Source organism: Streptomyces sp. NPDC048521, assembly GCF_043199855.1.
GTDB lineage: Bacteria > Actinomycetota > Actinomycetes > Streptomycetales > Streptomycetaceae > Streptomyces.
This window is the reverse complement of sequence record NZ_JBICWR010000007.1, coordinates 191,113-203,732: the sequence shown is the minus strand read 5'-3', so window position 1 is coordinate 203,732 and position 12,620 is coordinate 191,113. Positions and strand designations below refer to the sequence as shown.

Genomic DNA, 12,620 nt, shown 5'->3' with positions numbered 1-12,620 from the left:
AACCACCCGCAGTGATCACCGGTTACGGGGGCGCGCGGTGGTGATCACCGGTGCCGGAGCGTGCGCCGAGCAGGCGGCGCGCGAGGCCCGTCGCCCGCTCCGGCCGGCGTGATAGACCGGGTGCGAGCAGCGGTCGTCGACGCACCGCCCCGAACGGACCGGAGGAACCGTGCCCCGCACCCTGGCCAACGCCCCGATCATGATCCTCAACGGGCCCAACCTGAACCTGCTCGGCCAGCGTCAGCCCGAGATCTACGGCAGGGACACGCTGGCCGACGTAGAGGCACTGTGCGCCAAGGCGGCGGCCGCGCACGGCGGCACGGTGGACTTCCGGCAGTCCAACCACGAGGGCGAACTCGTCGACTGGATCCACGAGGCACGCCTGGGCCACTGCGGCATCGTCATCAATCCCGGCGCCTACTCGCACACGTCGGTCGCGATTCTGGACGCACTCAACACCTGCGACGGAATGCCCGTGCTGGAGGTGCACATCTCCAACATCCACCAGCGCGAGGCGTTCCGGCACCACTCCTATGTCTCGCTGCGCGCCGACGGCGTGATCGCCGGCTGCGGGGTGCAGGGCTACGTGTTCGGCGTCGAGCGGGTCGCCGCTCTGGTGGGGACGGCACAGGCCGACGCGTAGCCCCCTGGCTCCTACAGGCGGCCGGCCTCCACGATCCGCCGCAGGAAGCGCCGCGTGCGCTCCTGCTGCGGGTCGCCGAAGACCTGCTCGGCGGTGCCACGCTCCCGTACGACGCCACCGTCCAGAAAACAAACCTGGTCGGCGACGTCCCGGGCGAACCCCATCTCGTGCGTGGCGAGCATCATGGTCATGCCCTCGTCCTTCAGGCCCCGGACCACGTCCAGTACCTCGCCCACGAGTTCGGGGTCGAGTGCGGCCGTGATCTCGTCCAGCAGCAACAGCCGGGGCCGCACGGCGAGGGCCCGTACGATCGCCACACGCTGCTGCTGGCCGCCGCTGAGACGGTCCGGGTAGGCGTCCGCCTTCCCGGCGAGTCCGAGGCGCTCCAGCAGCCCCCTGGCCCGCTCCTCGGCCTCGGCGCGCGAGACGCCGTGCACCCGGCGCGGGGCGAGCGTGATGTTGTCCAGCACGGTCATGTGCGGGAAGAGGTTGTACGCCTGGAAGACCACGCCGATCCGGCGCCGTACCGCGTCCTGGTCGACCCGGGGATCGGTGATCTCCTCGCCGTCCAGCCAGATCGCGCCGTCGTCGATCTCCTCCAGGAGGTTGGCGCAGCGCAGCAGTGTGGACTTGCCCGAGCCGGAGGCACCGATCAGCGCGGTCACCGTGTGCGGGGCGACCTCGAGATCGACGTCCCGCAGCACGACGGAACCGCCGAAGGTCTTGCGGACCGACTCCAGACGCAGGACAGGTGCGTCGCTCATAGGGATCCTCCCTGGGCCCGCTGCCGGTCCATCCGGGCCGTCACCCAGTCCGTGAAGCGGGTCATCGGGATGGTCAGCGCCACGAACACCAGCCCCGCGACGATGTACGGCGTGTAGTTCAGACTGCGGCCCACGATGATGTCGGCCGCCCGTACGGCGTCCACCGCGCCGCCGATCGACACCAGGCCGGTGTCCTTCTGCAGCGACACCAGGTCGTTGAGCAGCGGCGGGACCTGTCGGCGCACCGCCTGCGGCAGCACCACGTAGCGCAGGGCCTGCCGGTTCGTCAGGCCCAGCGAGCGTGCCGCCGCTCGCTGGGAGGGGTGGATGGACTCGATGCCGGCCCGGAACACCTCCGCCACGTAGGCCGAGTACGTCAGGGTCAGCGCCGTACCGCCGAGCAGCACCGGATCGACCGTGACGCCCTGCAGGCGCAGCGCGGGCACGCCCAGGACCACGATCATCAGGTTGATGATCAGCGGCAGGCCGCGGAAGAAGTCGGTGTACGCCGCCGCCAGCACGCGCAGCGGGAAGAACACCGGGCCGCGCAGGGTCCGTGCGACGGCGATCAGCATGCCGAGGACCAGGACGGCGGCGCCGCAGACGAGGAGCAGGCGGACGTTCAGCCACAGCCCTTGAAGGACCTTCGGGAGCGCCTCGCGCGCGTACTGCGCGCTGAAGAAGGTCTCCTTGGTGCGCGGCCAGCCCGGCGCGTTGACGACGACCAGGTAGAGCACGACGGCCGTCACGAGCGTCGACAGCGCGGCGACGGCCGTGGCACGGCGGGCACGCGCGCGTTCGTGACGCTCGCGCTCCAGCCGCCGCTCGGAGGGCACGTAGCCGTCGTCGGCGCCGTCACCGGCGTCGCCCGTCATGTCGCCCTCGCCGTCCGCCCCGTCCCGCGCCGACTCGCCCTTGGTGACCGTCACTTGAGCACCGGGGCGTCGACGGCGTCCGAGAGCCACTGCTTCTCGAGCTTCGCCAGGGTGCCGTCCTTGCGCAGGGCGTCGACGGCACCGGTCACGCACGAGGTGAGCGGGCTGCCCTTGTCCAGTACCAGCCCGAACTGCTCGGGCGTACCGCCCTGGTTCTCGAACTGGCCGACGATCTTCGCGTCCGTCACCTCGGCCGCGGTGATGTAGAACGCGGTCGGCAGGTCGGTGACAACAGCGTCCACCTGACCGTTCTTCAGCGCCGACTTGGCCTGGTCGTTCTTGGCGTAGGCGGCAACCTCCTGCTTCGGCTTCACCACGTCGGTGATGTAGGCGAGGCTCGTCGTGCCGACCTGTGCGCCCAGCTTGAGGTTCTTCAGGTCCGCGACGCTCGTCGCCTGGGCGGCCTTGCCGCCCTTGAGCGCGATGACGGCCTGACGCACGTCGTAGTACCCGGAGGAGAAGTCCACGGCCTTCTTGCGCTCGGCGCTGATCGACACCTGGTTGATGTCGAAGTCGAAGGTCTTCGCGCCAGGGGCGAACGCCTTGTTGAACGGCACGCTCTGCCACACGACGGCGCTCTTGTCGTACCCCAGTCGCTTCGCCACGGCGTAGGCGACCGCCGACTCGAAGCCCTTGCCGTTGGCGGGCTTGTCGTCCTTGAACCACGGCTCGTAGGCCGGCTCGTCGGTCGCGATCGTCAGTTTTCCGGACGTCTTGGTGGCCAACGTGCCCTGGACGCAGCTCTTCTCGGTCGACCCGGACGGGGCGGCCGACGCCTTCTCCTCGGGCTGCGGAGCACAGCCGGCAGCGGCGGCGAGCAGGGCTATGGTGGCGGCGGCTACCGCGCGGCGCAGGGTGCGAGGGGCAGGATGCATGGCGGGAGAGTGGCAGCGAACGCCGCGTTTGTCGAGGTCACGCCGGTACTTGTCCGCATGGTGGGAACGGGCGTTGCGGTCGTGTGAACACCGGCTGTGGCACGCGCCCCGGCCTGGGCCGCCGGCCGAGGGCGGGGTGGGAAGGCCGGCGGCCCATACCGCGCAGGAGCCGTCATCCTGTGCGGGGCTGCTACCAGTTGACCGCGCGACACCCTCCTGCGGGAGTGCGCACGGGGGCCGGGCGCGTGCGAAGCGTTCACACGGGGCGCGTGCGAAGCGTTCACACGGGGCGCGCGCGAGGAGGTACGCGCCGGGCGCAGGCGTGAGGCGTGCGCCCGGCGCTCCCGGTCGGCCATTTCTCGGGCTCCCCGTGTTCGCATGGGTGCGCGGACAACCGCGCGACAGGCCACGACGAACCCGCAGTCACGTACGTACAAGCCCCCGACGGCGCTTGAGCCTTCACCACCCGCGCGCGTGCCACTCCGGCAGATGCGGCCGCTCCGCGCCCAGCGAGGTGTCGTTGCCGTGGCCGGGGTAGACCCAGGTCTCGTCCGGCAGCACGGCGAAGAGCTTCGTCTCCACGTCGTGGATCAGGCTGGCGAACGCCTTCGGGTCCTTGCGCGTGTTGCCGACGCCGCCAGGGAAGAGGCAGTCGCCGGTGAAGACGTGCGGATGGCCGTGCGGGTCGTCGTAGACCAGCGCGATCGACCCAGGGGTGTGCCCGACGAGGTGGCGCGCGGTGAGTTCCACGCGCCCCACCCTGATGACGTCGCCGTCGTCGACGAGTACGTCCGTCGGCACCGGAATGCCGGGGGCGTCCTCGCGGCCGGCGTAGGTACGCGCGCCCGTGCCGGCGACGACCGCGGCGAGCGCCTGCCAGTGGTCGCCGTGCTGGTGCGTGGTGACGACGGACGCGATGCCGTCGTCACCGATCATGCCGAGGAGCGTCTCCGCCTCGTTGGCGGCGTCGATCAGAAGCTGCTCGTCGGTGGCCCGGCAGCGCAGCAGATAGGCGTTGTTGTCCATCGGGCCGACCGCGATCTTGGTGATCATCAGGTCTTTCAGCTCGTGCACGTCCGCCGGTCCGCCGACCTGGACCTCTCCGGTGTACGTCATGGTGATCAGCCTATAGCCGGGGACGCCTGGCGGACGGTCGTCGCGCTACAGCGGGGGCAGCTTCGGGAGCGTCCCGCCCCGCGCCTTCAGCGCCCCACCGTCGCGGCGGCCGGCGAGCCAGCCCAGCAGCTGCGCCGCCGGACCGCTGACCGTGACCTCGGGCTCGTCCGCCGTACGACCGGTGCGCCACGCGTGCGTGCCGTCCGTGACGCGGGTCGCCGGGATGTCGGAGCGCCCGGAGAACCGCTGTGCGAGGAAGTCGATCTCCCGCTCCGTGAACTCGTCCGGAAGGTCCTCCAGCTCGTATCCGATGCCGAGGTCGACGTGGTGCAGCTCCACCTCGGCCCACCGCCGGAACGGCACCCGGGACGCGGAGTCGGTGACCCCGTTGCGCAGCTCGACCGTGCGCGTCCAGTCCGCGGGCGCGTCTCCCGCCGCCTGGAAGCGGGCCCCGCTCTCGCGCAGGTCGGCGAGCTGGACGTCGAGGGGGCGCGGGGCGTCGCGCTCGATGTCGGCGTCGCGCACCTCGGCGCTCGCGTACATGGGACGGCCCTGCAGGACGTTCACGAGAGCGTCCGCGTTGCGGGCGAGGTGGGCGACGACGTGTCCCCGGCTCCAGCCGGGAAGCCGTGACGGCTCGGCGAGCGAGGCGTTGTCCACTTCGGCGACCGCGGTGAGGAGCCGTTCGGTCGCGTCACGTACACATGCCAGGTCATGAGCGTGATCAATCATGGTGCTGACCCTAGCCCCGCCGCACCTTCGGGTGAAGGTGGTGAAGCTCGTCCGTAAATCGAATGCGCGTGCTATATGGTCGAGAGCGGCGTCGGGCATGCTGGAGGGCCGGGGGTTGTTATGCAACCGGGCAATCCGACCGGCGTTGTCAGTGGCTCCCCCTAGTCTGAAGAAGCACGGGGGCCCCGCCCCTGTCACTTCTCTCAAGAAAGGTGCGGACCGGCGTGGCCGACCGTCTCATCGTCCGTGGCGCGCGCGAGCACAACCTGAAGAATGTCTCGCTCGACCTGCCGCGTGACTCGCTCATCGTCTTCACGGGTCTGTCCGGGTCGGGCAAGTCCTCCCTGGCTTTCGACACGATCTTCGCCGAGGGCCAGCGCCGCTACGTGGAGTCGCTCTCCTCGTACGCGCGGCAGTTCCTCGGCCAGATGGACAAGCCGGATGTGGACTTCATCGAGGGCCTGTCCCCGGCGGTCTCCATCGACCAGAAGTCGACCTCGCGCAACCCGCGCTCGACGGTCGGCACCATCACCGAGGTCTACGACTACCTGCGTCTGCTCTTCGCGCGCATCGGCAAGCCGCACTGCCCCGAGTGCGGCCGCCCGATCTCGCGCCAGTCGCCGCAGGCCATCGTGGACAGGGTCCTGGAGCTGCCGGAGGGGAGCCGCTTCCAGGTGCTGTCGCCGCTGGTGCGCGAGCGCAAGGGCGAGTTCGTCGACCTCTTCGCCGACCTGCAGACCAAGGGCTACTCCCGCGCGCGTGTGGACGGCCAGACCGTCCAGCTCTCCGACCCGCCCACGCTGAAGAAGCAGGAGAAGCACACCATCGAGGTGGTCGTGGACCGCCTCACGGTGAAGGACTCCGCCAAGCGGCGCCTCACCGACTCCGTGGAGACCGCCCTCGGCCTGTCCGGTGGCATGGTGGTGCTCGACTTCGTCGACCTCCCCGAGGACGACCCCGAGCGCGAGCGCATGTACTCGGAGCACCTGTACTGCCCGTACGACGACCTGTCCTTCGAGGAGCTGGAGCCCCGCTCCTTCTCCTTCAACTCGCCCTTCGGCGCCTGCCCCGAGTGCACCGGCATCGGCACCCGCATGGAGGTCGACCCGGAGCTGATCGTCCCGGACGAGGACAAGTCCCTGGACGAGGGCGCCATCCACCCCTGGTCGCACGGGCACACCAAGGACTACTTCGGCCGCCTGATCGGCGCCCTCGCCGACGCGCTGGGTTTCCGCACAGACATCCCCTTCGCGGGCCTGCCCCAGCGCGCCAAGAAGGCCCTGCTCTACGGCCACAAGACCCAGATCGAGGTGCGGTACCGCAACCGGTACGGCCGTGAGCGCGTGTACACCACGCCCTTCGAGGGCGCGGTGCCCTTCGTCAAGCGCCGGCACAGCGAGGCCGAGAGCGACGCCAGCCGCGAGCGCTTCGAGGGCTACATGCGCGAGGTGCCCTGCCCCTCCTGTGAGGGCACGCGCCTGAAGCCGATCGTCCTCGCGGTCACGATCATGGAGAAGTCGATCGCCGAGGTCTCCGCCATGTCGATCAGCGACTGCGCGGACTTCCTGGGTGAGCTGAAGCTCAACGCCCGCGACAAGAAGATCGCCGAGCGGGTGCTCAAGGAGGTCAACGAGCGGCTGCGCTTCCTGGTCGACGTCGGCCTGGACTACCTCTCGCTGAACCGCGCGGCCGGCACCCTCTCCGGCGGCGAGGCCCAGCGCATCCGGCTGGCCACGCAGATCGGCTCCGGTCTCGTCGGCGTCCTGTACGTGCTGGACGAGCCGTCCATCGGCCTGCACCAGCGGGACAACCACCGGCTGATCGAGACCTTGGTCCGCCTGCGCGACATGGGCAACACGCTCATCGTGGTGGAGCACGACGAGGACACCATCAAGGTCGCCGACTGGGTCGTGGACATCGGTCCCGGCGCCGGTGAGCACGGCGGCAAGGTCGTGCACAGCGGCTCCCTGAAGGAGTTGCTCGCCAACACCGAGTCGCAGACCGGTGCCTACCTCTCGGGCCGCAGGTCGATCCCGCTCCCGGACGTACGCCGTCCCCGCGATCCGTCCCGGCAGCTCACCGTGCACGGCGCCCGCGAGAACAACCTCCAGGACATCGACGTCTCCTTCCCGCTGGGCGTGTTCACGGCTGTGACGGGCGTCTCCGGCTCCGGCAAGTCGACCCTGGTCAACGACATCCTGTACACCCACCTGGCCCGCGAGCTGAACGGCGCGCGGAACGTCCCCGGGCGGCACACGCGCGTGGACGGCGACGACCTGGTCGACAAGGTCGTCCACGTCGACCAGTCGCCGATCGGCCGCACCCCGCGGTCCAACCCGGCGACCTACACGGGTGTCTTCGACCACATCCGCAAGCTGTTCGCCGAGACCACCGAGGCGAAGGTCCGCGGCTACCAGCCCGGCCGCTTCTCCTTCAACGTCAAGGGCGGTCGCTGCGAGAACTGCGCGGGCGACGGCACGATCAAGATCGAGATGAACTTCCTCCCGGACGTCTACGTCCCGTGCGAGGTCTGCCACGGTGCCCGGTACAACCGGGAGACCCTGGAGGTCCACTACAAGGGCAAGTCCATCGCCGACGTGCTGAACATGCCGATCGAGGAGGCCACCGACTTCTTCGAGGCCGTCCCGGCCATCTCCCGGCACCTGCGGACGCTGAAGGACGTCGGCCTCGGCTACGTCCGCCTCGGCCAGTCCGCGACCACCCTGTCCGGCGGCGAGGCCCAGCGTGTGAAGCTCGCCAGCGAACTGCAGAAGCGGTCCACCGGACGCACGGTCTACGTCCTGGACGAGCCGACCACCGGTCTGCACTTCGAGGACATCAGCAAGCTGCTGACGGTCCTCGGCGGCCTGGTCGACAAGGGCAACACGGTCATCGTCATCGAGCACAACCTCGACGTGATCAAGACCGCCGACTGGATCGTGGACATGGGTCCGGAGGGCGGTGCCGGCGGTGGCCTGGTGGTCGCCGAGGGCACACCCGAGGAGGTCGCCGGGGTCCCGGCGAGCCACACCGGCAAGTTCCTGCGCGAGATCCTCGGCGCCGACCGCATCAGCGACGCGGAGCCCGTGAAGGCGCCGCGTGGCACGACGGCGAGGAAGACGGCCGCGGCGAGGTCGGCGGCGAAGAAGACGGTGACGGCCAAGGCCGACAGCACGGCGACGAGGAAGGCCGCCGCGGCCACGAAGAAGGCGACGCCCGCCAAGAAGACGACACGGGCCCGCAAGGCCTGAGACGACCGGCCCTGACGGGCACCGGGCCGCAAGCCCGTGCCTGACACAACATCAAAGAACGGCGCCCCGCGGGAACTCCCCGCGGGGCGCCGTCCGTTCCACTGTCAGACAGCCCGGCCCGGCGGTTCGGCAGGCCCTCCGACCACGAGACCGGCCGCACCTTGACAAGACCACAGGGAAATCGGACCGCTCACCACTCACCCAGCTCGGCCGCGTACGGCGGCTCGGCTCCCGCCCGCGAGCAGGTGATCGCCGCCGCGCATGCCGCGAAGCGCAGCAACCGCGTCCACCCCTCCGTCCCGAGGGCCGCGAGCGCTCGCGCAGAGAGCGCGTCCTGGGCGGCCAGACCGTGCAGCAAGGCCGCGTTCACCGTGTCACCGGCGCCGATGGTGTCCACGACGTCGACCTTCTCTCCCGGCACGGAGTGCTCCCCTCCGTCCCGGGTGAACACGGTCAGGCCGTCGCCGCCCCGGGTGACCACCACGGCCGACGGCCCCGCGGCCAGCCACTCGCTGGGAGTGCCACCCAACCACGCGGCGTCCTCGGCGGAGAGCTTCAGCAGCGTCACCGAGGGCAGCCAGCTCTTGAAACGCGCCCTGTAGGCGTCCGCGTCCGGGATCAGCCCCGCCCGGATATTGGGGTCCAGCGCCGTGAACAGCCCCTGCCCGGCCGCCGTCCGCATCAGCTCCTCATAGGCGCTCGCCCCCGGTTCCAGGACGAGCGAGCAGGTGCCGAAGGACACCGCGCGCGTGTGGGCGGGGAGAGCGGCCGGGGCGGTGAACAGGCGGTCGGCGGTGCCGTCGACGTAGAAGGAGTACGCCGCCGAGCCACCGGCATCGATCGTGGCCACGGCAAGGGTCGTGGGCTCCGGTCCGCGTGCCACTGAGGACACGTCGACCCCGGCCCGCCGCAGCCCGTCGAGCAGGGCCTCGCCGAAGGCGTCGGACGAGGTCCGGGAGCAGAAGGCGGTGGGGGAGCCGAGCCGGCCGAGGGCCAAGGCGGTGTTGTACGGGCCGCCGCCGAGCGCCGGCTTCAGGTCCGCGAGGGCGCCAGGGCCCTGCGGTACCAGGTCGATCAATGCCTCTCCGGCGACGACGATCACGAGGCGGTTCCCTTCTCGGACAGCGTGGATGATGCGGTCGGCCAGGCCTCTTCGAACCTGGCCTGCTCCTCCGGGCACCCGCACGAGGTGCGGTGCACGAACGCGCTCGGCAGCCGCACGCTCTGGGCCGGCCGGTCAGGGTCGGCCAGGCGGTCCAGGAGAACCCGGACGGCCGTGGCGCCGAGTTCCGTACTGGGCTGGGCGACGGCGGTGAGCCGGGGCGAGAACAGGTCGGCCCAGGCGAAGTCGTCGAAACAGCACAGGGCGATGTCGTCCGGCACGGACACACCCTGTCGGCGCAGCGCGCGCAGGGCGCCGATGGTCATCGCGTTGTTGGCGGTGACGAGTGCCGTGGGCGGATCGGGCAGGGCGAGCAGCGCGGACGTGGCCTGGTCGGCACCGGTGGACTCGGAATTGCCGGACACGACGAGCCGGTCGTCGTACCCGAGGCCGGCGGCGGCCAGACCGGTCCGGTAACCGGTGATGCGCTCACTGGTCGTGCTGAGCCCCGGCAGGCCCGCCACCAGGCCGATCCGGCGGTGGCCCAGCCCGGCGAGATGAGCGACGAGCCGGGCCGTCGGTTCGGCGCTCTCGGCACAGACCTGATCGAAGGCCGGCGCGCCCGCGGCAGGGCCGGCATCCCCTCCGGCCGCGGCGCCCGCTGCACCGCCGGCGCCCGCTCCACCGTCCGCCGCGGCCGCGTGCAGCCCGCGCGCGTCGATCACCCGGTCCAGGAACACCGTCGGTACGGCGTGGCGGCGCAGGTAGCCGACGAGCTCGTGCGGCTGCGCGGAAGGGGCGACGATCATGCCGTCCACCCGGCGCTCGTGGAGGAGCTGTACGACCTTGCGCTCGTGCTGGGGATCGTCGTGCGGATCGGCGATGAGCAGGCTGTACCCCGCTTCCAGAGCGGCGGCCTCGACGCCCTGGAGGATCTCCGTGAAATACGGGTTGCTGATCGCCGATACCGCGAGGCCGATGGAGCGGGTGCGGGAGGTCACCAGGGAGCGGGCCAGGGTGTTGGGCGTGTAACCGAGGGCGTCGACGGCGTCCAGCACGGCCTGGCGGGTGTGCGGCAGCACCGGGCGCGTGCCGTTGAGCACGTGAGAGACGGTCGCCACGGAGACTCCGGCGCACCGGGCGACGTCCGCCATGGTGGGCATCTGTCTGTCCCCTCCCTGGGGCATCTGGGCCGCTCTGCTCGGCCGGACGGACTGGCTCGGCCACGCTCGGGTCCACTTCGCCGGCTGAACCGTCCCCGGTCACGTACGGGCCTTCCGGCCGGGAAGGTACCCCATCGACCGCCCTCGCGTAAACGCTTGCGCAAGCGTTTACGTCACTCATCACCCGCCCACCCCCGTCGACTCCCGGCCCCCGCCTGAACCCCGCCCCGCCCCCGGACCGGTCCGTCTGTCCGGGTATCGTCGCCCCGCACACCCCTTGACCTGTGGAGTCCCAGATGCCCGCCCGACCGTCCACCAGCCGCCGCACTGTCCTTCGAGGAGCCGCCGTGGCCCCGGTCGCCGGGCTCGGCCTGGCCGCGTGCTCGGCTCCCGGCGACGGCGACTCCGCTGCGGCCACCCCCACCGCGCCGGTCGACCTCGGCGCCGAGAACGAGATCTCGAAGGGCGGTGCCAAGCTCTACCGCGACCACAACGTGGTGGTCAGCCGTGACGGAGACGGCACCCTGAAGGCGTACAGCACCGTCTGCACGCACGCGGGCTGCGCGATCAACAAGCTGCAGGGGACGACCCTGATCTGCCCCTGCCACGGCAGCCAGTTCGACGCCGTGACGGGCGAAGTGGTCCAGGCACCGGCCACCGAGCCCTTGACCGAACTGTCGGTGAAGGCCGCGAACGGCCGGATCGTCGCCGGTCCCGCCGCCTGACCGGAGGTGTCGGGGGCCGCTCACTCCCAGTCCCAGGCGATGCCCACGATGCCCGGGCGTATCCGCGGCTCGACCACGTGGACGCAGTGGTGCGACCACGTGACGGGCAGGTCCTGCCGGCCGCTGCGCGGTGCCGCCGGCGACTGCTGGGTGAAGCGGTGGCAGCGCGCCGGCAGCGCGGCCGCGTCGAAGCGCACCTGGAGGGCGTACTGACCGCCGGGGAAGCCGAAACGGTGGAGGTACTCGCCGGAGGTCCCGGCCGTCGCGTCGTCGATGCCGTACCGGAAGAGAAAGGTGTCGCCGGAGCGCAGGCGGGTGCCGAAGAGCAGCTCGGCCACCAGCACGCCGGTGTCCTGGTCCCAATGGACACGACCCGTGCGGCAGTTCTCCAGGGCCCGCACCCGCATGTCGCGGGGGCTGCTGCCGGGGTCACCGTGGTGCACGGCGACGAAACGGTCGGCGCCGTCGCGGTGGGCCCGCACGATGTGGTGGGCCTCGCGTCCCGCCAGCTCGCGCCGGGCGCCGATGCGGACGTGTTCGTGGTGGCCCAGGGTGTGCAGTCCGCCGTCGAGGGACCAGCCCAGCTCGCCGCGGAGCCGGTCCACGACGTCCGAGGCCTCGACCAGGGAGCGGTACGAGCGGCCCGCCGGACGGCCGGCCCCCGCGCGCCCGTCGGACTCGGTGAGCAACCGGATCAGTGACTCGTCCGGCAGCTGGAGGATCTCCTCCAGCGCCCGCACCGCGCGCAGTGACTCCGGGCGTTGCGGGCGGCGTGCACCCTGCTGCCAGTAACTCAGGCTGGTCACGCCGACCTTGACCCCGTGCCGCGACAGATGGTGCTGGACGCGCTGGAGCGGCAGCCCGCGTGCGGCGATCGCGGCGCGCAGCGCGACGTGGAAGGGGCCGCCCCGCAGGGCCGTGTCCAGTTCCGCGGTAGGGACGTCCGCGTGCTCTGTGGCATGCCGCATGCCGAGGGGCCTTTCTGTGAGGTGTCACACGGCTGGTCAGACCGTCTGCGCGGGGGTGCGGGGCCACCCCCGTGGGCGTTGTGGACGCCCGTAGCTGCGCACGCCGCGCCCGTCCGCGTGCGTGCCCGGCCCCGAGTTCCCGTGCATTGAAGCGTGTTGACCAGACCCCGACAACACCTCTGACTCGGCCGTGGCACACTCCTGGCCGGAGCGTGCCCCCACGCGGGCGGGCGACGCGGGCGGCGCGGGCCTCTCGGGGCCGTGCGCGCGGGGCCGCCACGAGGGCGGTACGGACGGCGGCCGAGGCGGGCATGGCCGGAACGTGCCGGTCGGGGTCGACCGTGAG

At 71.2% G+C, this 12,620-nt stretch carries 11 protein-coding genes; 3 read left to right on the top strand and 8 right to left on the bottom strand.

The annotated features are described in order from the left end of the window. Nucleotides 1-169: 169 nt before the first annotated feature. Entirely contained in the window at nucleotides 170-643 is a 474-nt protein-coding gene (aroQ, locus tag ACGFRF_RS18905; protein WP_393741244.1) for a type II 3-dehydroquinate dehydratase, read from the top strand. Between the two features lie 11 nt (nucleotides 644-654). Here aroQ and ACGFRF_RS18900 read toward each other — a convergent pair whose 3' ends face one another. The 5 genes from ACGFRF_RS18900 to ACGFRF_RS18880 form a co-directional block, all read right to left on the bottom strand. Continuing rightward, the gene (locus tag ACGFRF_RS18900; protein ID WP_393741242.1) at nucleotides 655-1,407 is read right to left on the bottom strand and encodes an amino acid ABC transporter ATP-binding protein; all 753 of its coding nucleotides are present in this window, start codon (nucleotides 1,405-1,407) and stop codon (nucleotides 655-657) included. Beyond that, nucleotides 1,404-2,336, bottom strand: coding sequence for an amino acid ABC transporter permease (locus tag ACGFRF_RS18895; RefSeq protein ID WP_393741240.1), 933 nt, complete (start codon nucleotides 2,334-2,336; stop codon nucleotides 1,404-1,406). The genes ACGFRF_RS18900 and ACGFRF_RS18895 overlap by 4 nt, the downstream gene beginning before the upstream one ends. Then, on the bottom strand, nucleotides 2,333-3,217 hold the full coding sequence (locus ACGFRF_RS18890) for an ABC transporter substrate-binding protein (protein WP_393741238.1): 885 nt from the start codon (nucleotides 3,215-3,217) through the stop codon (nucleotides 2,333-2,335). The genes ACGFRF_RS18895 and ACGFRF_RS18890 overlap by 4 nt, the downstream gene beginning before the upstream one ends. Before the next feature lie 459 nt (nucleotides 3,218-3,676). Next, on the bottom strand, nucleotides 3,677-4,333 hold the full coding sequence (locus tag ACGFRF_RS18885; RefSeq protein WP_393741236.1) for an MBL fold metallo-hydrolase: 657 nt from the start codon (nucleotides 4,331-4,333) through the stop codon (nucleotides 3,677-3,679). A 45-nt stretch (nucleotides 4,334-4,378) separates the two neighbouring features. After that, nucleotides 4,379-5,065: a maleylpyruvate isomerase family mycothiol-dependent enzyme gene (locus ACGFRF_RS18880; RefSeq protein ID WP_393741234.1), complete on the bottom strand. Its 687-nt coding sequence runs from the start codon at nucleotides 5,063-5,065 to the stop codon at nucleotides 4,379-4,381. A 224-nt stretch (nucleotides 5,066-5,289) separates the two neighbouring features. On the opposite strand from ACGFRF_RS18880, the gene uvrA reads away from it, so the two are divergent. After that, the gene (uvrA, locus tag ACGFRF_RS18875; protein WP_393741232.1) at nucleotides 5,290-8,316 is read left to right on the top strand and encodes an excinuclease ABC subunit UvrA; all 3,027 of its coding nucleotides are present in this window, start codon (nucleotides 5,290-5,292) and stop codon (nucleotides 8,314-8,316) included. Nucleotides 8,317-8,506: 190 nt separating this feature from the next. Here uvrA and ACGFRF_RS18870 read toward each other — a convergent pair whose 3' ends face one another. Both ACGFRF_RS18870 and ACGFRF_RS18865 read right to left on the bottom strand, forming a co-directional pair. Further along, entirely contained in the window at nucleotides 8,507-9,418 is a 912-nt protein-coding gene (locus ACGFRF_RS18870) for a carbohydrate kinase (RefSeq protein WP_393741230.1), read from the bottom strand. Further along, on the bottom strand, nucleotides 9,415-10,581 hold the full coding sequence (locus tag ACGFRF_RS18865; RefSeq protein WP_393741228.1) for a LacI family DNA-binding transcriptional regulator: 1,167 nt from the start codon (nucleotides 10,579-10,581) through the stop codon (nucleotides 9,415-9,417). The genes ACGFRF_RS18870 and ACGFRF_RS18865 overlap by 4 nt, the downstream gene beginning before the upstream one ends. Nucleotides 10,582-10,877: 296 nt before the next feature. On the opposite strand from ACGFRF_RS18865, the gene ACGFRF_RS18860 reads away from it, so the two are divergent. After that, nucleotides 10,878-11,306 (top strand): Rieske (2Fe-2S) protein, encoded by a 429-nt coding sequence (locus ACGFRF_RS18860; RefSeq protein ID WP_393741226.1) that lies wholly within the window; start codon nucleotides 10,878-10,880, stop codon nucleotides 11,304-11,306. Between the two features lie 20 nt (nucleotides 11,307-11,326). Here the strand turns inward: ACGFRF_RS18860 and ACGFRF_RS18855 are convergent, their stop codons facing one another. Then, nucleotides 11,327-12,274, bottom strand: a complete 948-nt coding sequence (locus tag ACGFRF_RS18855; RefSeq protein WP_393741224.1) for a hypothetical protein — start codon at nucleotides 12,272-12,274, stop codon at nucleotides 11,327-11,329. Nucleotides 12,275-12,620 lie beyond the last annotated feature (346 nt).